Source organism: Nitratidesulfovibrio sp. HK-II, from assembly GCF_003402415.2.
In the GTDB taxonomy this organism is placed as follows: domain Bacteria; phylum Desulfobacterota; class Desulfovibrionia; order Desulfovibrionales; family Desulfovibrionaceae; genus Cupidesulfovibrio.
Genome location: NZ_AP036014.1, coordinates 948,197 through 966,252, shown reverse-complemented (window position 1 = coordinate 966,252; position 18,056 = coordinate 948,197). Strand labels below are relative to the sequence as shown.

Annotated in this window: 10 protein-coding genes; 3 read left to right on the top strand and 7 right to left on the bottom strand. The window is 68.6% G+C overall.

Annotated features, from left to right (window positions below):
- Positions 1–3 precede the first annotated feature (3 nt).
- Positions 4–507: a 50S ribosomal protein L9 gene (gene rplI, locus RVX_RS03895; RefSeq protein ID WP_007523775.1), complete on the top strand. Its 504-nt coding sequence runs from the start codon at positions 4–6 to the stop codon at positions 505–507.
- Positions 458–1,942, top strand: coding sequence for a replicative DNA helicase (dnaB, locus tag RVX_RS03890; RefSeq protein WP_085929134.1), 1,485 nt, complete (start codon positions 458–460; stop codon positions 1,940–1,942). Before rplI ends, dnaB begins: the two co-directional genes overlap by 50 nt.
- 310 nt (positions 1,943–2,252) lie before the next feature.
- On the opposite strand, the gene RVX_RS03885 is transcribed toward dnaB, so the two are convergent.
- The 5 genes from RVX_RS03885 to glp all read right to left on the bottom strand — a co-directional run bounded on the left by RVX_RS03885 (position 2,253) and on the right by glp (position 11,981).
- Positions 2,253–6,491, bottom strand: a complete 4,239-nt coding sequence (locus RVX_RS03885; RefSeq protein WP_230404353.1) for a DUF748 domain-containing protein — start codon at positions 6,489–6,491, stop codon at positions 2,253–2,255.
- 244 nt (positions 6,492–6,735) lie between these two features.
- Positions 6,736–8,223, bottom strand: coding sequence for a calcium-binding protein (locus RVX_RS03880; protein WP_116304808.1), 1,488 nt, complete (start codon positions 8,221–8,223; stop codon positions 6,736–6,738).
- 194 nt (positions 8,224–8,417) lie between these two features.
- Positions 8,418–9,617, bottom strand: a complete 1,200-nt coding sequence (gene tyrS, locus RVX_RS03875) for a tyrosine--tRNA ligase (protein WP_116306316.1) — start codon at positions 9,615–9,617, stop codon at positions 8,418–8,420.
- Between the two features lie 129 nt (positions 9,618–9,746).
- A complete protein-coding gene (locus RVX_RS03870; RefSeq protein ID WP_116304807.1) occupies positions 9,747–10,601 on the bottom strand; it encodes a TIGR00282 family metallophosphoesterase in 855 nt (284 codons plus the stop codon).
- A gap of 102 nt (positions 10,602–10,703) precedes the next feature.
- Positions 10,704–11,981 carry a gephyrin-like molybdotransferase Glp gene (gene glp, locus RVX_RS03865; protein WP_116306314.1) on the bottom strand — a complete coding sequence of 426 codons (1,278 nt, stop codon included), beginning with the start codon at positions 11,979–11,981 and terminating at the stop codon, positions 10,704–10,706.
- A 471-nt stretch (positions 11,982–12,452) separates the two neighbouring features.
- Between glp and RVX_RS03860 the strand changes: the two genes are divergently transcribed.
- Complete coding sequence (locus RVX_RS03860) at positions 12,453–13,355, top strand: DMT family transporter (RefSeq protein WP_116304806.1); 903 nt, start codon at positions 12,453–12,455, stop codon at positions 13,353–13,355.
- Between the two features lie 387 nt (positions 13,356–13,742).
- Here RVX_RS03860 and RVX_RS03855 read toward each other — a convergent pair whose 3' ends face one another.
- Positions 13,743–15,290 carry a sigma-54-dependent transcriptional regulator gene (locus RVX_RS03855; protein ID WP_116304805.1) on the bottom strand — a complete coding sequence of 516 codons (1,548 nt, stop codon included), beginning with the start codon at positions 15,288–15,290 and terminating at the stop codon, positions 13,743–13,745.
- Positions 15,290–17,977 (bottom strand): c-type heme family protein, encoded by a 2,688-nt coding sequence (locus RVX_RS03850; RefSeq protein ID WP_116304804.1) that lies wholly within the window; start codon positions 17,975–17,977, stop codon positions 15,290–15,292. Before RVX_RS03850 ends, RVX_RS03855 begins: the two co-directional genes overlap by 1 nt.
- Between the last annotated feature and the right edge of the window lie 79 nt (positions 17,978–18,056).

Sequence of the window (18,056 nt, the reverse complement as noted above, 5' to 3'; positions counted from 1 at the left end):
GGGATGAAGCTGATCCTTCGTGCTGACGTTGAAAATCTGGGCCGCCTCGGCGACGTCGTGGTGGTGAAGCCCGGTTTCGGCCGCAACTTCCTGCTGCCGCAGGGCCTTGCCATGCTGGCCTCCGATGCCAACCTGAAGGCGTTTGAACTGGAGCGCAAGAAGCTTCAGGCCAAGATGGACGCCCTGCGCACCGCGGCCTCCGACCTGTCCGCCAAGATCGCCGCCACCGAACTGGTCATCCCGGTTCGCGTGGGTGAAAACGACAAGCTCTACGGTTCCGTCACCACCGCCATCATCGGCGACGCGCTGGCCGAAAAGGGCGTGGATATCGACCGTCGCCGCATTCTGCTCGACGCCGCCATCCGCACCCTGGGCACGCACGAAGTGCGCGTCCGCCTGCACGCCGACGTGGTGGCCACCCTGAACGTCAAGGTTGTTGCCGAAGACAAGGTGAGCGATGCCGCAGAACCCGTCGTGGACGCCGAGCCGGAAACCCCGGCCGAATAGCCACACCGATTCCGACGCCGCCTCCGCCTACCATGGCGGGGGCGGCGCTCCCGATCCGACGGAACGCGCTTCCGCCGATCTGTTGCGCCGAGTCCCCCCGCACAGCACCGAAGCCGAACAGGCCGTGCTCGGGGGGATTCTGCTTCGCAACGCCGTGCTGCATTCCGTGGTGGACACGCTGCGGCCGGAAGACTTCTACCTGCCCGCCCACCAGCAGATCTACGACGCCTGCCTGGAACTGTACCGTCGCAACGCCCCCATCGACCTCGTGACCATGGCGGAATACCTGCAATCGCAGAGCCGCCTGGAAGGGGTTGGCGGGGCCGTGTACCTGGCCGAGCTTGCCCAGTCCACCATCAGCGCCGCCAACGCCGAGCACTACGCCACCATCGTGCGCGACAAGGCCCTGTTGCGTTCGCTGATCGGCGCGGGGTCGGAGATCATCAGCAACTGCTACGACGCCTCGCGCGAGGTGCAGAAGCTGCTGGACGAGTCGGAGCAGGCGGTGTTCGCCATTTCCGAGCGCGTCAGCGGCAAGATGTTCCGCGGGGCCAAGGAACTGGTGCACAAGGTCTTCGAAGACCTGGTGAAGCGCTGCGACCGCAAGGAAGTGGTCACCGGCGTCACCACCGGCTTCGTGCAGCTGGACCAGATGACCTCGGGCCTGCAACCGTCGGACCTGATCATCGTGGCCGCGCGCCCCTCCATGGGCAAGACCGCCTTCGCGCTGAACATGTGCCTGCGCGCCGCCGTGAACCAGAACACCCCCGTGGCCGTGTACTCCCTGGAAATGTCCATGGAGCAGCTGGTCATGCGCATGCTCTGCTCGCTGGGCAAGGTGGACCTGTCCAAGGTGCGCAAGGGCTTCCTGGACGACGAGGACTGGCAGCGCCTGTACCACGCCGCCGACGTGCTTTCGCAGGCCCCCATCTACATCGACGACACCCCCGCCATCACCACCCTGGAACTGCGCGCCCGCACCCGCCGCCTGCGCGCCGAAAAGGGCGTGGGCCTGGTCATGGTGGACTACCTGCAGTTGATGCGCTCCGCCCGCCGGGTGGATTCGCGCGAACTGGAAATTTCGGAAATCTCGCGCTCGCTGAAAGCCCTGGCCAAGGAACTGAACATCCCGGTCATCGCCCTGTCGCAGCTGAACCGCAAGGTGGAAGAGCGCACCAACAAGCGCCCCATGCTTTCGGACCTTCGCGAATCGGGCGCCATCGAGCAGGACGCCGACGTGATCATGTTCATCTACCGCGACGACGCCTACAACAAGCGCGACGACAACCCGCGCAAGGGCATCGCGGAAATCATCATCGGCAAGCAGCGCAACGGCCCCGTGGGCGTGGCCGAACTGGCCTACCTGCCCTCGTACACCGCGTTCGAGGATTTGACGTTCGTCCCGCCGCCGCCCTCCGAGGGGTATGGGGATTGAGTCATCGGGGCTGCCGCAAGGTGGCCCCTTTTGTTTGGTGGTGCCGAGGCGTGGGATAGGGTGCTGGTCGACCAGGGGATGGGAAGGGGGAGTGCGCGGTTACACCCGGCTTCTACGAAGGCAGGTGTGCCCTGTTGAGCACCCTCGATTTCGTTATGCCTCCGGCGGGCAAGGGGCCATCGTTTCATGGCCCCTTGCCCGCCGGAGGCATAACGAAATCGAGCGTGGACGAAAACACTCCCGTGTATTCGTAGAAGCCGCATCCAACAGGGCACGACACTTCACCACGCTCCGCGTCATCCCCCCCTTGCTACTGCAACCCCAAATTAACCCTGCTCCCCCCGCCCTTGGCGCCATCTCCACCCTCCGCACCGGCGGCAGGCGCAACCTTGGCCCCAGCCAGAAACACCCGCTCGCCCAAGGCCGGGTCAATCTCCAGCAGCTTGTCGCGCACGGCCTTGGCCCGCGCGGTGGCCAGCTCCTTCAGCGCTTCGGGCGTCACCTCGTAGTGTTCCTTCAGCGCGGCCTCCATCACGTCGGCAGGCTGTGATTTCGTAAAGCCCACCACGTTGCGCGGCTTCTCGAAGGGTGCGTCCCTGTACACCTCTTCCAGCAGATCCTCATATTCGTCCTTGTCGATGGCCACGTCATCCGCGTTCACCCGCGCCCGCTCGGCACGCGACAGCGAGGCGTGCTTGGCTTCGCGCAGCGCCCGCAGCAGGGCCTGTTCCTTCAGGCCACGCGTGTCGCCGACCGGCTCGGCCGCGCCCTGCACCTCCAGCTTCAGGCGCGGGCGCTGGCGCAGCACCTCGACAACGGCGCGCAGGTCCTTTTCCGCCGCCTCGTTCAGCGTTGCCACGCCGGGCGGAAACTCCACGTAGCGCATGTCCTTGCCGCCACTGCCAAGGCTGAGCACGCTGCCCACCAGGGCGAAGGGCGAGGTGACCACCTTGACCATCAGGTTCAGCACGGCCTGCATGATCACCCCGCCGAGGCGGAATTCCGGATCGTCCAGCCGCCCCTTCACGGGCAGGCGCAGGTCCACGTTGCCGCTCATGTCCTGCAACAGGGCCAGGCCCAGCTTCACCGGGTAGCTCGGCGCGTCGGGCCGGTTGTCCTTGCTGCCCAGCTCTATCTGGCTGAGGGTGAAATGATTGTCCGCGTCCAGCACCCAGTTTTCCGCCTTCACGGCCACGTCGGCGGAAAAGCGCCCGTGCTCCACGGGGTAGGCGATGTACTGCACTGCATAGGGCGACAGGGGCACCAGATCGAGCCCGGACATGGTGAAGCGCATGTCCGCGAACACGGGATGAATGAGCGGATTCACCGTGCCCCCCACCAGCACCGGCACGCCTTCGATGCCCGCGCGCAACTGCACTTCGGCACGCGAGGCCGGGTCCAGCGAGACGCCGGAAATGCGCCCCTCGATGTCGGACATTTCAGAGGCGAAGGCCGGGGACATGCGCTCGTCGCGAAAGCGCAGCGACCCGCCGGAAATGGACAGGCTGCCCACCTCCAGCGTGGTGAACGGGCCGGCGTTGGGCCGGGCCGCAGCCCCCGCTCCGTCGCTCTGGGCGGATGCACCAGAGGGGCCGGAGGATGCGGACGGGGTAGACGTTGCGGGCGACGATGCCGAATCCGTCGCCGGGCCGGACGCGGCCTTGTTGGCAGGTTGCGTGGGGGCGTCCGCCAGAGCCTCGGCATCCTTCGTCGCCGCCGGGGCCTTGGCGTCCTTCTCCGCTGCCGCCGGGGGCTTGCCGTCTTTTCCCTCTGCCGCCGGGGGCTTCGCCCCCAAAGCCCGGCTGATGCTGGTGGAACCATCCTTGAACACCATCACCGACAGTTTCGGCTTCTCCAGCCCCACCTCCTGCACGCGCAGGGAAAGGTCGCCCGACGGCTGCTGGCCGAAGCGCAACCCGCGCACCGAAAACCGCCGCAGCGAGGCCAGTTCCTGCTTGCCCCCGGCCAGCTTCAGCGACAGGTTGTCCAGCCGGGCCGCGCCCTCCACGTTCACCTCCAGCGCCGGTTCCGCCGCCTGTCCGGCGGATGCGCTCGCGGCGCGCGCCCTGCCCGCCCTGTTTGCCTTGTCCGCCGGTTCGGCCTGCTCGCGCAGGGCCACCTTGAGTTCCGACGAAACCTCGCCGCCGCCGAACAGCAGATCGGTCACCTCGCCCAGGTACGGGTCCAGCGGGCGCAGGTCCACCTTGGCCAGCTTGGAGTCCACGGTCATGTGCAGCGGTTGTGCCGTGCCCTTGGCCTTCACGCCGATGGTTCCCTGCTTCTGCCAGCGGGCGGAAAAATCCACGTCCAGCGACGCGCCGCGCTGCGGCGACAGCGGCCCGGTGACCAGGCGCATTCCCTCCAGGGTGAGGACGCTCGCATCCTTGGGCTGCCGGTCCTCGAAGGTCACCCGGCCCTCGTCCATGCGCAGCGAGGCCACGGAGAACTTCCACTCCGGCGCTTCCGGCGTGGCGGCGGCTTTCTGCGGGGCGGCACGCGAGGCCCCGCGCGCCGCCGGGCGCTGCCGCCCCATGTCGCGACCGGCCGCCTCTGCCTTGGCAGGCTGCGCCGTTGCCGGTCCCCCCGCCAGCGCGGCGAGGTCGATGGCGCCGTCCTTGCCGCGCACCACCCGGACATCGGGCTTCGTCAGCATCACCGGCCCCACGGCCACGGTGCGTGCCGCAAGGTCCACGGACGTTTCGGCCACCTCCAGCCTGCCCAGGCCCACCGAGGGCTGCTTCTGCCCGGCCAGCGATAGAGACAACCCCGACACCTGCGCCGCGCCCTTGCGCAGCACGAATCCGGGCGCATCCGGCGTGGCCGGCGAAAGTTCCATCTCGCCCTGCGCGCCCGCCGCCCCGGCATCCAGCGACAGGGCGGGCACCGCCTGGGCAACGTACCCGCGCACCGGCACCAGCGGCAGGTCGCGCGCGTCCAACCGCAGGGCCACGCCCAGCGGTTGCAGGGTCAGCGTGCCCTCGGCCTTCAGGGTGCCCGCGCCGTTCTTCGGGGCCTCACCGGACTTTCCCAGCGCGCCCGCCTTGCCGGTCCCGTCGTCCATGCGCAGCGAGGCGGTGAACGCCCCACCGCCCCTGGGCGCGGCCTTGCCGCCGGGCGTGGCGAAATCCGTAAGGGTGACGGCAAGATCGTTCAGCCGCACCTGCGCGCCGCCGGGCACCGAGGCGTCCTTCCAGACCACCGTGGCATTGCGCATGTCCAGGGTGCGCACGTTGACCACGAAGGGCGGCTCGGACTTGGCCTGGGCAGCGGCGGGCGGCGCGGAGACGGCCGGGGCTGCCGTGCCCACGGACGCCGCACCGCCAGCGGAACCACCCGGCGCGCCGGCGGTGGCGTTGGCCGCAGCCCCACCCGCTGTCGCGGTTCCCGCCAGGGTGGGGGACTGGCCGCCCGGCTTCACTTCGGCCTGCTTCTTCGCGCCCGCCGGAGCCACGAAGCCCAGCCAGTCGATGCTGCCGTCGGCCAGGCGTCCGGCCCGGGCCAACAGGCCGTCCAGGTCCACCCGGCGCACGTCCACATGCCGGTCCAGCAGCGAGAATTCCTCCACCTCCACCATGCCCGAGGTCAGCCCCAGCACGGCGTCCTTGCCGTCGGGCGCGTTAACGCGCAGGTCGTGCAGGGTCACGGAGCCCGCCAGCCCGAATTCCACGTCGTGCGCGGCGGGCTGCTCCACCACCAGCTTCAGGTTCACGCCCAGCCGCCCCGATTCCAGGCGCAACGGCGTAAACGCGGCCAGGTATTCGCGGTACTGGGTCAGGTCCACCTCGTCGGTGGCCACGTCGAACTCGGTGCGCAGGTGCTCGGCAAAGGGCAACAGCCGCCCCTGCACCGTCAGCGCCCTGCCGTCCACCGTGGCGTTCAGGCTGGGGGTGATGGCGCGCTCACGGTCGCGCTCCATGGTGGAGGTGAACGGCACCACGAACTGCAACTCGGTGATGGTGTGGATGGTCTTGAGCGGCGCGTCGTGAAAGATCACCGTGCCGTTGACCACCTCGAAGTCGCTGGCCGCGAAGGGGAACAGCGGCTTCTTCGCGTCGTCCGCGCGGTCCTTCTTCCCGTCCTCGCCCTCTCCGTCTGGCGGGATGAATTCCGAGAAGGAGTACCGCCCGTCGCCAAAGTGGGCCACGTACACCACCGGGTTTACCAGCCGCACGTAGGCCAGCACCGGGGCAAGGCGCAGCGCGGCGGAAAGGCCGGGCGAAAATTCCAGCGCGTCGAAGGTCAGCAGGTCGCCGTCGCCGGTGGGGTTGGGCACGCGCACGCCCTGGATGGACAGCGCCCACGAATACGGGTTGAAGCGCACCCTCTCCACGGTGCAGCGCACCCGCAGCTTGTCGGACAACTGGTCTTCCAGCACGCCGCGCATGAGCGGCGGCATGGCCAATCCGGCCAGCACGCCCCATGCGGCGACGATGCCCACGATGCTGTAGGTCCAGCGGCGCACCCGCCGCAAGGCCCACCACCCCTTGCCGCGCGATGCAATGGCGGCAGGCGACCACCCCGACGCACTCTTTCCCGGCTTCGTGTCCATATGCGCTCCGTGCCCAGGGATTGATGATTCTGCCAACACCATAGAGTACTTGCGCCCCCATGAGAAGGGGGGTGCGCCACAACGCGGGGCAACCCTACCTCGCGCAGCGGTTGTCTGACGATGCAACTGCCACGCGGGCGGCCGCACGCGCTCGACGCCGGACACAAAAAAACTGCCGGGCACACGTCCCGGCAGCGCCGCACGGTCCGCCCGCAGGGGGCGTGAATTCCGGTTTCTTGCGACCCTACACGTAGGGCAGGAGCAGCACGGGTATCTCGCCGTCCTCTTCTTCGCCATACAACAGCCCGGAACGCTGCATGGCCCCGTAGATGGCCACCACGTCGCGGCCCTTGCCCCCGCTGACGCGGGCGGGTTCGTCCAGGCCAGACCGGTCTCCCGGCGCGCCATACACGTTCAGGTTGTCATCGCCGTCGCCGCCGCGCACCACGTTCTGAACCAGATCGCCTTCGGCGTAGTAGGCACCCGGCAGGCCGTCCACCTTCCATGCCGTGGGGGAAAGCCCTCCGGGCCCAAGGTCTCCCCCCTTGCTGACGTGGCGTTTGCGGCCCAGTTCCAGCACGTCGTCGCCCTCGCCGCCGTCGTAGGTGGCGAAAAACGAGGTAGTGGCCCGCATGACGTCGTCGCCCGCGCCCCCCGTAAATTCGGTGGTGTGCGCCGCGTTGACGGCAAAGGTGTCTCCGTCCTGCCCGCCATCGGCAGTGCCCCGCTCGTACAGCCCGGCAAATGTGTCGCGGCCTTCCTCGCCGAACAGGTTGGAAGCCCGGAACCGTCCGTCGAAAGTATCGTCCCCCAGTCCGCCATTGATGATGGATCGCCGGAAATCGCCCTTGACCGCATCGTCGCCCAGACCCGCCTTGACCAGGGAAAGGGCGACAAGGTCCATCTTGAAACTGTCGTTGCCGTCGCCCGCGTCAATGTCCGCAAAATGCATCTCGCCCCTCAGCCTGTCGTCACCAAGCCCCCCCCTGACGATGACATGGGCCATGGTGCCATCCAGCGTATCATCGCCATCGCCACCATCCAGCAGCACGTGCATGCTGTTGTCCAGATTGATCCGGTCGTCGCCAACCCCGCCGGAAAGCAGCGCCATGCCGCCCTCACCAGACGCGGCGTTGCCGCGCACGGACCCCAGGATGCTGTCGTTGCCGTCGCCGCCATCCACTCCGCCGCTGCCGCCCAGCGAAATGACCATGTCGTTCCCGGCCCCGGCGTTCACCTGCCGGTCGCTTATCCGGATCAATATGTCGTTGTCCGCCGTGCCCTCGAAGGTGACACCATCGGTGGCCTCCTCCAGCGTCACGCTGCCGTCGGGGTTCCGCACCACCCGGGTATCGGCGGTGATCTCGCCGCGCGCCACTTCGGTGCCTCCCTTGCTGACCACCACGCGCCACTCCTTGCTGCTGTTGCCGTCCTTGTCCTGCTCGTAGGGGGCCAACATCCGCACGTCCAGCCCGTCGACACTCCTGGCGTTCAGGCCCACCGCACTGCGGGCCATGATGCGGTTGTAGTGCACTTGCTGTTCTTCGGACGCTTTCGAGACGTTGCCAAACTCGAACACCACGTCGGGCGTGCGGGTGGAAATGGTGTCGTAGGCGTCGGTCAGGCTGCCGCGCAGGCTTACCGGCCCGGTGCCGTACCGGGCGCGGCGGGCCTCCTGCTGTCGTTCCCGCGATTCGCGCAGCAGGTAGCCGGAGATGGGGGAAAGGATCATGGCGTTCCCCCGTGACTGGTTGCCGTCACAAAGACATATCGGCACGCCTTTACGCATCTTTACACCGGATGTGGCGGCAAACAGAAAAACGCCGCCCCGGCGAACCGGAGCGGCGTGAAGAGGGCATGGGAATATCTGCAAATGAGTTGCGTTGCGGCGTGACCGCAAAAGCGCCGGAGACCGGAATCCGGATACTACCCCGTCACGGTCAGGCGCAAAAAGCGCTTCTTGCCCAGCTTGACCACATAGCTGCCGGGGGCCAGCGGGGCCATGGCGTCGTCGCAGCGCACGCCGTCCACGGACAGCGCGCCTTCCTTGATCAGCCGCTTGGCCTCGCCGCGCGACTTGACCAGGCCCGCCGCTTCCAGGAACACCGGCGGGGTGCTGTCCTCGCCCTGGGCGCAGCTGTGTTCGGGGGCGTCGTCGGGCACGCCGCCGCCAGCGAACACGGCGTTGAAGCCCTGGCGGGCTTCGGCGGCCTTGTCCTCGCCGTGGTAGCGGGCGGTGATCTCGAAGGCCAGGTCTTCCTTCACCGCCTTGGGGTGTGCCTCACCGGCCTGCACGCGGCGCTTCATGTCCGCGATGTCTTCCAGCGAACGGGCGGAGATCAGCTCGTAGTAGCGCCACATGAGCTCGTCGGACACGGACATGATCTTGCCGAACATGTCGGACGGCGGCTCGTCGATGCCCACGTAGTTGCCGAGGGATTTCGACATCTTCTTCACGCCGTCCAGCCCTTCCAGGATGGGCACGGTAAGGATGCACTGCGGCTCCTGCCCGTACTGCGACTGGAGCGTGCGGCCCATGAGCAGGTTGAACTTCTGGTCGGTGCCGCCCAGTTCCACGTCGGCGCGCAGGGCCACGGAATCGTACCCCTGCACCAGCGGGTACAGGAACTCGTGGATGGCGATGGGCCGCCCCTCGCGGTAGCGCTTTTCGAAGTCGTCGCGCTCCAGCATGCGGGCCACGGTGTAGCGCGAGGTAAGGCGCACGAAGTCGGCGGCGGAGAAGGCGTTCATCCAGCGCGAGTTGAAATCGATTTCGGTCTTTTCCGGGTCCAGGATCTTGAAGACCTGCTTCTTGTAGGTCTCGGCATTTTCCATGATCTGTTCCGGCGTCAGCGGCGGGCGGGTGTCCGAACGGCCCGAAGGGTCGCCGATCTGGCCCGTGAAGTCACCGATCAGGAAGATGACGGTGTGGCCCAGCTCCTGAAAATGGCGCAGCTTGTGGATGAGCACCGTGTGGCCCAGGTGCAGGTCCGGCGCGGTGGGGTCGAAGCCCGCCTTGACGCGCAGCGGCGCGCCGCGCGCGATCTTCTTGCGCAGTTCGGCCTCGTCGATGAGCTCGGCCATGCCGCGCTTGATGCGTTCCAACTGGGTGTCGATGTCGATCATGGTCTGCAACCCCTCTGCATGGTATCGGGACGGTCTTCCAGAGATGGCGGGTGGTGTCAACCCGATTGGGGCCGCCAGCCCGCATGGGCAGCGCGGGTCCCGCGCCGTGCCACCACGGCGGCCACGGGTTCAGTCGGGCAGGGTCTGGCCCGCCCCGGCGGGCTCCCCGCCCTCCGCGCCGGGCTGTTCCGCCGCCGGGCAGGCCACGCGCAGCGCGCGGATGGAGCGCGCCTTGCCGGTGGCATCTTCCACGTCCAGCAGCACCCCGTTCAGCGAACCGCGCCCCGTGGCCGGGCGAAAGCGCTGCGGCAGCTTGGTCAGAAAGCGGTCCACGATGACCTTGTGGTCCATGCCCAGCACCGAGGCCTCCACCCCGCACATGCCCGCGTCGGTGAGATAGGCGGTGCCGCCGGGCAGCAGCATGGCGTCGGCGGTCTGCACATGGGTGTGCGTGCCGATGACCGCACTGACCCGGCCATCCAGAAACCATCCCAACGCCTTCTTTTCGCTGGTGGCCTCGGCGTGGAAATCCACCAGACGGACGACGGGCTGCCCCTCTTCCGCCTCCAGTTGCGCCAGCAGGGCTTCCGCCGTGCGGAAGGGGCAGTCCAGCGGGTCCATGTAGGTGGTGCCGCACAGGTTCAGCACGGCAAGGCGATGGCCGCCCGGCAGGTCGTACACGCCAAGGCCGCGCCCCGGCGCGCCCGCCGGGTAGTTGGCGGGGCGCAGCAGGCGCGGCTCCTTGTCCAGCGGGCCGTACAGGTCGCGGTGCTTCCAGACGTGGTTGCCGGTGGTCAGGACGTCGATGCCCATGCCCAAAAGCTCGCGCAGGGTCTCGGCCGTCAGGCCGATGCCGCCCGAGGCGTTTTCGCCATTGGCGATGACCACGTCGGGCGCGTGCTCGCGCCGCAGGGCGGGCAGCAGTTCCTTCAGGGCCTGCCTGCCCGGCTTGCCCACGATGTCGCCGAAAAAGAGAATGCGCATGGTTCGGTGTTCCGTATCAAGGTGTAGCCGCCAACGCGGAAATTTTCGTTTCCGGCAAGGATGCGCCCCTGACGCCGCCGGAAACGAAAAGGCCGCGTTGGATCAGATGAGATAGGCGTCGTGTTCGCTGCCCGCGACAAGCCCCTCGGCCCGCGCGGGTATGCGCACCACCGCGTCCGCCCCGGTAAGGGTGCGCAGCAGGCCCGACTTGCCCAGCAGCGGCACGGCCAGCGGCGGCCCCCCGTCCCCCGGCCCAGTGCGGTCGGCAGGCTCGATGCGCACCCGCACCCAGTCCTCGCGCCCCTGCCGCGAAGCCACGTTGCGCGCCAGGCGCACCCGGCGCGCGGGCCACAGCGAACGGTCGAAGGCGTCCGCCCGGCCGGAAAGATGCCGCAGAAAGGGCATTCCCAGCACGAACATGACCACCTGGGCCGAGGTTACCTGCCCCGGCAGGCCCCACACCGCGCGGCAGCCGCCATCCTCCCGCACACGGGCAAGGATGGTCGGTTTGCCGGGGCTGATGGCAACCCCGTGGGCCAGCAGTTCCGCACCTTCGATGCGCGACAGGGCGGCCACGGTCAGGTCGCGCACGCCCACGGAACTGCCGCCGGACAACAGCACCACGTCGCCCCCCCCATTTCCCCACAGCGCCTCGCGCAGGGCCGCCTCCAGCGCGTCCAGATGGTCGGGCACGATGCCCAGGCAGCGCGCCTCGCATCCGGCCCGGCGCACCAGCGCGGCCAGGGTGTGGCTGTTCACGTCGCGCACCTGGCCGGGCCGGGGCGTGACCTGCGGGGCCACCAGTTCGTCGCCGGTGGAGATGACCACCACGCGCGGCGCACGGTGCACGCGCACCTCCGTGGCGCCCACGGCGGCCAGCATGCCCACTTCCTGCGGGCGCAGACGTGCCCCAGCCGCGAGCGCGGGTGTGCCCGCCACCGCGTCTTCGCCGCGCAGCATCACGTTCTCGCCAGGGGCCACGGCGCGGCGCATCTCGATGGTGCCGGCACCCAGGTCCTGGGTGTGTTCCACCATGATCACCGCGTCCGTCCCTTCGGGCATGACCCCGCCGGTGACGATGGCGGCGCAGCGGCCAGGCGCAACAGCGAAGGTGGCCGGGTGCTCGATGTCCACACGGCCGTCGCACTCGAGGTAGGCGGGGTTGGTTTCCGTGGCCCCGAACAGGTCGGCGGCGCGCACGGCGTAGCCGTCCATGCCCGCGCGGTCGGTAAGGGGCAGGTCTTCGGGGGCGATGACGTCCGCGGCCAGCACCCGGCCGTCGGCACGGTGCAGGTCCACGGTTTCCGGCCCCAGCGGAGGGAAGGCGCGCAACAGTTCGGTGAACGCCTCCACCGAAAGGACGTTGAAAAATCCGGTCATGGTCACGGGTGTTCCTTTTCCTGTCACGCGCGAGGCAGCGCGCGGAGTGAGCCGCATGGCCGCACCGCCCCCTGCGGTGGCGCAAGCCCGGCGCGAACACTTCTCCTACCCCTCCCGGTCGCTGCGGGCAAGGGAACCAGCCAGCCCAAGAATGTGGCCCGGACCATTGACACGTTTTTCATGAAAGGATACACATGCCGTATACGATTTATCAAATCGTAACACCGCCTCGCGCGGTGTGCTTCCCAAGACGCAACGCATCCCTCCCGCCTGCGCCCCCGTCGTTCCCGCCGACGGGGGCGCGCTGCGTTAAGAATCCGTGCGGAGACGCTGCCGCCTCAAGTGCTGCGCCCCACGCCGCCAGTCCGCAATCTGTTCGCCGCCGGTCAACCAGCCTTCAGCCCGCGCGCGCTTGACACCCCCACGCCCCCGGCGTAGGCAGGATGCTCCCCATTTCCGGAGCACACACTCATGCACGCATCCCCCTGCACCGGGGGCGGTGCCACGCGCGGCGTCCTGCTGGCGCTGGCGGCCACCGTCATCTGGTCCGGCAACTTCATCGTGGCGCGCGCGCTGGCCGACAGCATGCCGCCGGTATCCGTCTCGTTCGCCCGGTGGCTGGTGGCCACCTGCGCGCTGCTGCCCTTCGGCATCGGTCCGCTGCGGCGCGAATGGCCCGCCGTGCGCGCCCATCTGCCCTACTTCGTGGTCACCGGCTTCGTGGGCGTCTCGGTGTTCAACACGTTCATCTACGTGGCCGGACGCACCACCGCCGCGCTGAACATGGCGCTCATCGCCACCTCATCGCCCATCTTCATCATCCTGTTCTCGCGGCTGTTCCTGGGCGAGGCCGTGACCGCCCGCCGCCTGGCCGGGCTGGCCACGGCGGTTTGCGGCATCGTGGTGCTGGTGACGCGGGGCGACCTGGCCCGGCTGGCCACGCTCACCTTCACCAGCGGCGACCTGTGGATGGTGGCCGCCTCCATGCTGTTCGCGGGGTATTCGGTGCTGGTGCGCAAGCGCCCGGCGGGCGTGGGGCAGACCACGTTTCTCATGGCCACCTTCATTCCGGGGCTGCTGTGCATCGTGCCCATGCTGGCGTGGGAGCTTTCCACCGGGGCGGTGCCCGTGTTCACCCCCCAGGCCGTGATCGGGGTTGTGTACATCGGCCTGGGGGCGTCGCTCGTCGCCTACCGCTGCTGGAACCTGGCCATCGCGGCCATTGGCCCCAGCCGTTCGGCGCTGATCTATTATTCGCTGCCCGCGTTCAGCGGGCTGGAGGCGCTGGTGCTGCTGGGCGAACCGGTGACGCCCGCCCACTTCGTGAGCGGCGCGCTGATCCTTGGCGGCATTCTGGTGGCCACGCGGGAGTGAGGTTCACGCCCCGCCAATGGCTGTTTCTGAATGAGGATTTTCGTTCGTTGGCAAGGAAAACGAGCCTGCCATGAGGGAGTGCGGTAGCCGTTAGGCGAGCGCGTAGCGCGAGTCTTACGGATAGCGACCGCAAAGCGCGCTCTTATCGTATTCGACCGAGCCTTAGCTGTTTGGTGAGCTTGCGAGCCTTACGGATGAGGACAGCAGAGCTATGGCAGGCGAAGTTTGACCGCGTTGTGCACGATGCCCGTATCGCTGCTGTCCCCATCCGTACGGCTCGCAGACTCGCCTACGGCTGGGGCAAGGCTCGCAAGCTCGCCTAACGGGCACGCTCCGCGCCCTTCGGGTCGGTCAGCCAACGGGCGAAAAGACAATTCAGACACAGCCCTACCCCCGGAACTCGCCCACATCCATCCCCAACCGCGCCACCATCTTCTGGATGGCCACCCGCGACAGACCCGACAACCGGGCCGCCTCGGACACGTTGCCCCCGGTCTGGGCCAGCAGGTCGCGCAGGTAGCCTTGGGTGAACTGGTCGGTGACGCGGGCCTTGGCCGCCTTGTACGGCACCACGGTGTTGCCGACCGGCACGCTTGCGCCAGACGTTCCGCCCGCGCCCGCCCGGTCCGCATCTCTGGACGGGGCCGCCCCCCCGGTCTGCCCCATCCCCGGCGCGTTGCCGACGGCGGTGCCCTCGCGCCCCCCCGCATCCGCCTGGCGGGTCCGCAGCCAGTCGCCCGTGCGGCCATGCCCGCCAGCCGCCACGTGGCGCACCGTATCCATGCCCAGGACCTCACCACCACTGAACAGGGTCAGCCTGCGCACCACGTTCTGCAACTCGCGCACGTTGCCCGGCCAGTCGCGCCCGGCCAGGTGGTCGAGCACTTCCGGCGCCACGGTCTTCTGCGGCAGGCCCAGTTCGTCGCAGGCATTGCGCAGGAAGGTGACCACCAGCAGGGGGATGTCCTCCACCCGTTCGCGCAGGGGGGGCACCCGGATGGTGACCACGTTGAGCCGGTAGAACAGGTCCTCGCGGAATTCGCGCGAGGCCATGCGCGCCTCCAGGTCCTGGTTGGTGGAGGCCACCACCCGCACGTCCACGTTTTCCGTGCGGCCGGAACCCACGGGGCGGATTTCGCCCTCTTGCAGGAAACGCAGCAGCTTTGTCTGGATGGGTTGCGAAATGTCGCCGATTTCGTCCAGGTGCACGGTGCCGCCGTCGGCCATGGCGAACAGCCCCTTGCGGTCACGCTCCGCCCCGGTGAATGCGCCGCGCACGTGGCCGAACAGTTCGCTTTCCAGCAGGTGCTCCGGAATGGCCGGGCAGTTCACGGCCAGAAACGGCATGGCGGAGCGCGGGCTTTGCCGGTGGATGGTGCGCGCCACCATCTCCTTGCCGGTGCCCGATTCGCCGCGCACCAGCACGGTATAGTCCGACTGGGCCACGGTGGCGATGGTCCGGCGCAGGGCCTGCATGGCCTGCCCCTGGCCCACCAGGTCGTCGCAGGCGGCCCCCAGCGAAACCACATCGCGCAGGCGGCGGTTTTCCGCCAGCAAACGGCTGCGCTCCAGCCCCTTGCCCAGCACGCGGGCCAACTGGTCCGGCTCCACCGGCTTGGACATGAAATCGTAGGCTCCGGCGCGCAGTGCCTCCACCGCGGATTCGATGGACCCGTGCGCCGTCAGCACCACCACGCTCAGGTCCGCGTCCAGTTCCAGCGCCTGGGGCACCAGTTGCAGGCCGGTCATGCCGGGCATGCGCAGATCGGTGATCAGCACGTCCACCCGCTGCGCGCGCAGGTATTCAAGGGCTTCCGCCCCGGAAAACGCCTGCGCCACCAGCACGTCGGGAAACAGTTCCGCGGCCAGGCGCGAAAGCCCCCGTGCGAAATCCTGTTCGTCGTCAACAATGAGCACGTGCTGTCTGTGGGGCATCATTCCTCCCGTGGTGCTGTGTCCGTGCCGGTTCGGGTCCCCGTCCGCGAACCCGGCGCCGAAGCGGTCCGGGCATTGTCCGACGCCTGCGGACCGAACGGCGGGGCCAGCGGCACGGGCCCGGCGGGCGGGGTGGGACAGGCAGCCCCCACCACCGGCAGGCGCACCGTGAATTCCGCCCCGCCAAGCTCGGCGCTGTCGCCCGCCGTCACGCTGCCGCCCGCATCCACCACCAGGCCGTAGACCACGGCAAGGCCAAGGCCGGTGCCCATCTCCTTGGTGGTGAAGAAGGGGTCGAACACATCCTTGCGCAGGTGGTCGGGCACTCCGCTACCGGAATCGGCCACGGTGGCCACCACCTCGCCGGGGTTTTCGCCCCGGCGCACGCGGATGCGCACCCTGCCTTCGCCCGATGCGGGCAACGCGTCCAGCGCGTTGAGCACGAGGTTGCTGAAAATCTGTTCCAACGCCTGTTCACCCGCCGTCACCGGGGGCAGGTCCGGCTCCGTTTCCGCAGTGACCGTGGCGAATTTCTTGGCGGCCTGCACCCCGAAGACCTCCGCCACCGACCGGGCCACCCGGGCGATGTCCGCGGGGGCGCTCCCGGCGGCCTTGGGCCGGGCGAAGTTCAGCAGGTCGCGCAGCACGCGCTGGGCCTGCCGGGTGTGCCGCAATATCACGTCCAGGTCCGCCTGCTGCTGGGCATCGCCGGTGTTGCGGCGCAACAGTTCGGCGTAGCACAGGATGACCCCCAGGGGGTTGTTGATCTCGTGGGCGAGACCGGCGGCCAGCTTGCCCACGGTGACCATTTTCTCGCTTTGGCTGACCTGCGCGAACATGCGCTTTTCCAGGGTGGTTTCGCGCACGTAGACCGCAGCGCGGCCCGGCTCGTCCTCTCCCCGCGCCAGCGGGTACAGGTTGACCATGAACGAACGCCCGCCGGGCAGCACCACCTCGCGCGATTCCGCGCCCACTGCCGGGCCGGGCATGCCCGCCCCCGTGCGCCCCGTGCCCGCCACGGCCCGAACCTCGCCGCCGACCGGGTAAGCGCCCATGGAACCAGCGCCGCCGGGATTGCCGTCAGGCCCACCGCCATCACCGCCGCGCAGCGCGGCCAGCAGATCGCCGGAGGGCGCGGAGCCGCCGGAAAGTTCCAGCGACAAACGCCGCGCACCCTCGTTGGCGATGATCACCGAACCAGAGCCATCCACCAGCGCCAGCGGATCGCGAATGCCCTCGAACACCGATTGCAGCACGTCCATGTGGCGCACCAACCGGTCCAGGGCCGACAGGTTTTCGGCCACGGTGCCAAGCTGCCGCCCCAGCGCGGCCAGCACGTCCAGGTTCTGGCGCGCCGCGTCGTCGGCGTCGTCCCATTCCAGGCACAGCAGCCCTTCCGCCGCGCCCGCCTGCGCTTCCACCGGAACGAAGACGCAGGCCCCGCGCAGCAGGGCGCACCCGCCGGTCAGCACGTCGGCCAGGGGCTCGGGCAGGTCGGGCCGCCGGTCGCGCTCCGGCCAGGCGTAGAAGTTGTGCGAGGCAAAGGTGCACACGTAGGCGATGCGCCGCGCGCCGAAGCGCCGGGCGATCTGCGGCAGGGCGTAGCGCCACAGCTTGTCGCGGGTGCGCAGGCCGCGCATGTCCTCGAACAGCTTCACGAACAGGTCCACGTCGGCGCGGCGCTCGCCTGCCTCGCGCGAAAGCTCGGCGGTGCGCTCGTCCACCATCTGGCGCAGGTTGTCGGCGTAGCTTTGCAGGCGGGCACGAGCGTCGGCCAGGTGGTGGGCCACCTGCTCGATGCCGTCCACCAGTTCCTCGATCTCGTCGCCTTGCTCCAGCCGCGCAATGAGGGCCGCGGGTCTGTCGCCCCCGCCCTCTCCATCTGGCCCATCGCCTCCGTCCGCGCCATCGGCCCCGTCCCCGAGGGTGCGGCGGAACACCCCGGTCAGGCGGCGCAGGTTGCGCACCACCAGCACGCGGAACACCACGTTGGCGGAAGAAAAAAAGATCAGCGCGCACACGATGAGAAAGGCGAAATAGGTGGAGATGGACTGGCGCAGGTGCGACACCGCGTCGGAAACGGGCACCCCCACGTAGTCCAGGCCGACCACGGCATCCAGTTCCTGGCCAAACCCCCTGTTCCCGTACATCTCCACCAGTTGCGGGGGAGCGTCAGCGGGATCGCCGTGGCAGGTCATGCACTGTTCTGAAAAGGCCACCGGCCGGGCTATGACGTAGTACTGCTGGCCGTTCACCGTGTCGTAGCCGGTCCACAGCGACTGTTCCGGGTGCAGGCGGAAATGGCTGATCAGCCCCCGCTCGTGGGTGGTGGCCTCGAAGTCCGGATTGCGCGCGCCCATGGCCACGCGGCGGTAGATGTGGCCCGCGCCGTCGCTGTCCATGCGGTCCATGACCTGGCGCGAGATGTACGACGAGGACATGGCCTCGATGATGAATTCGCCGGGGTGGGTTTGCAGCATGCGCGGGCGCAAGGCCTCGCGCACGAAGCCCTGGATGGCGTCTATCTGCGAGAACACCAGCCGGGCCTTGGCATGCACCTCCTCTTCCAGCACCGTGCGCAGGTGCATGTACAGCACCGTGGCGAACAGCCCGCCCAGGCCGATGACCGCCACGGCCAGACCGGCAAGGAACTTGTGTTGCAGGGTGTGCGGTTTTGGAATGTACATGCGCGGGGAACGGCCGAAGACTCCGGCCGCCTCGTTGAAAGATGGGATGAAGGCAGCCTAGTCGCCGCAATGGTCCCCG

Coding starts and splice junctions, on each gene's coding strand:
- rplI (WP_007523775.1), top strand. CDS start 4: ATGAAGCTGATCCTTCGTGCTGACGTTGAAAATCTGGGCCGCCTCGGC.
- dnaB (WP_085929134.1), top strand. CDS start 458: ATGCCGCAGAACCCGTCGTGGACGCCGAGCCGGAAACCCCGGCCGAAT.
- RVX_RS03885 (WP_230404353.1), bottom strand. CDS start 6,491: ATGGACACGAAGCCGGGAAAGAGTGCGTCGGGGTGGTCGCCTGCCGCC.
- RVX_RS03880 (WP_116304808.1), bottom strand. CDS start 8,223: ATGATCCTTTCCCCCATCTCCGGCTACCTGCTGCGCGAATCGCGGGAA.
- tyrS (WP_116306316.1), bottom strand. CDS start 9,617: ATGATCGACATCGACACCCAGTTGGAACGCATCAAGCGCGGCATGGCC.
- RVX_RS03870 (WP_116304807.1), bottom strand. CDS start 10,601: ATGCGCATTCTCTTTTTCGGCGACATCGTGGGCAAGCCGGGCAGGCAG.
- glp (WP_116306314.1), bottom strand. CDS start 11,981: ATGACCGGATTTTTCAACGTCCTTTCGGTGGAGGCGTTCACCGAACTG.
- RVX_RS03860 (WP_116304806.1), top strand. CDS start 12,453: ATGCACGCATCCCCCTGCACCGGGGGCGGTGCCACGCGCGGCGTCCTG.
- RVX_RS03855 (WP_116304805.1), bottom strand. CDS start 15,290: ATGCCCCACAGACAGCACGTGCTCATTGTTGACGACGAACAGGATTTC.
- RVX_RS03850 (WP_116304804.1), bottom strand. CDS start 17,977: ATGTACATTCCAAAACCGCACACCCTGCAACACAAGTTCCTTGCCGGT.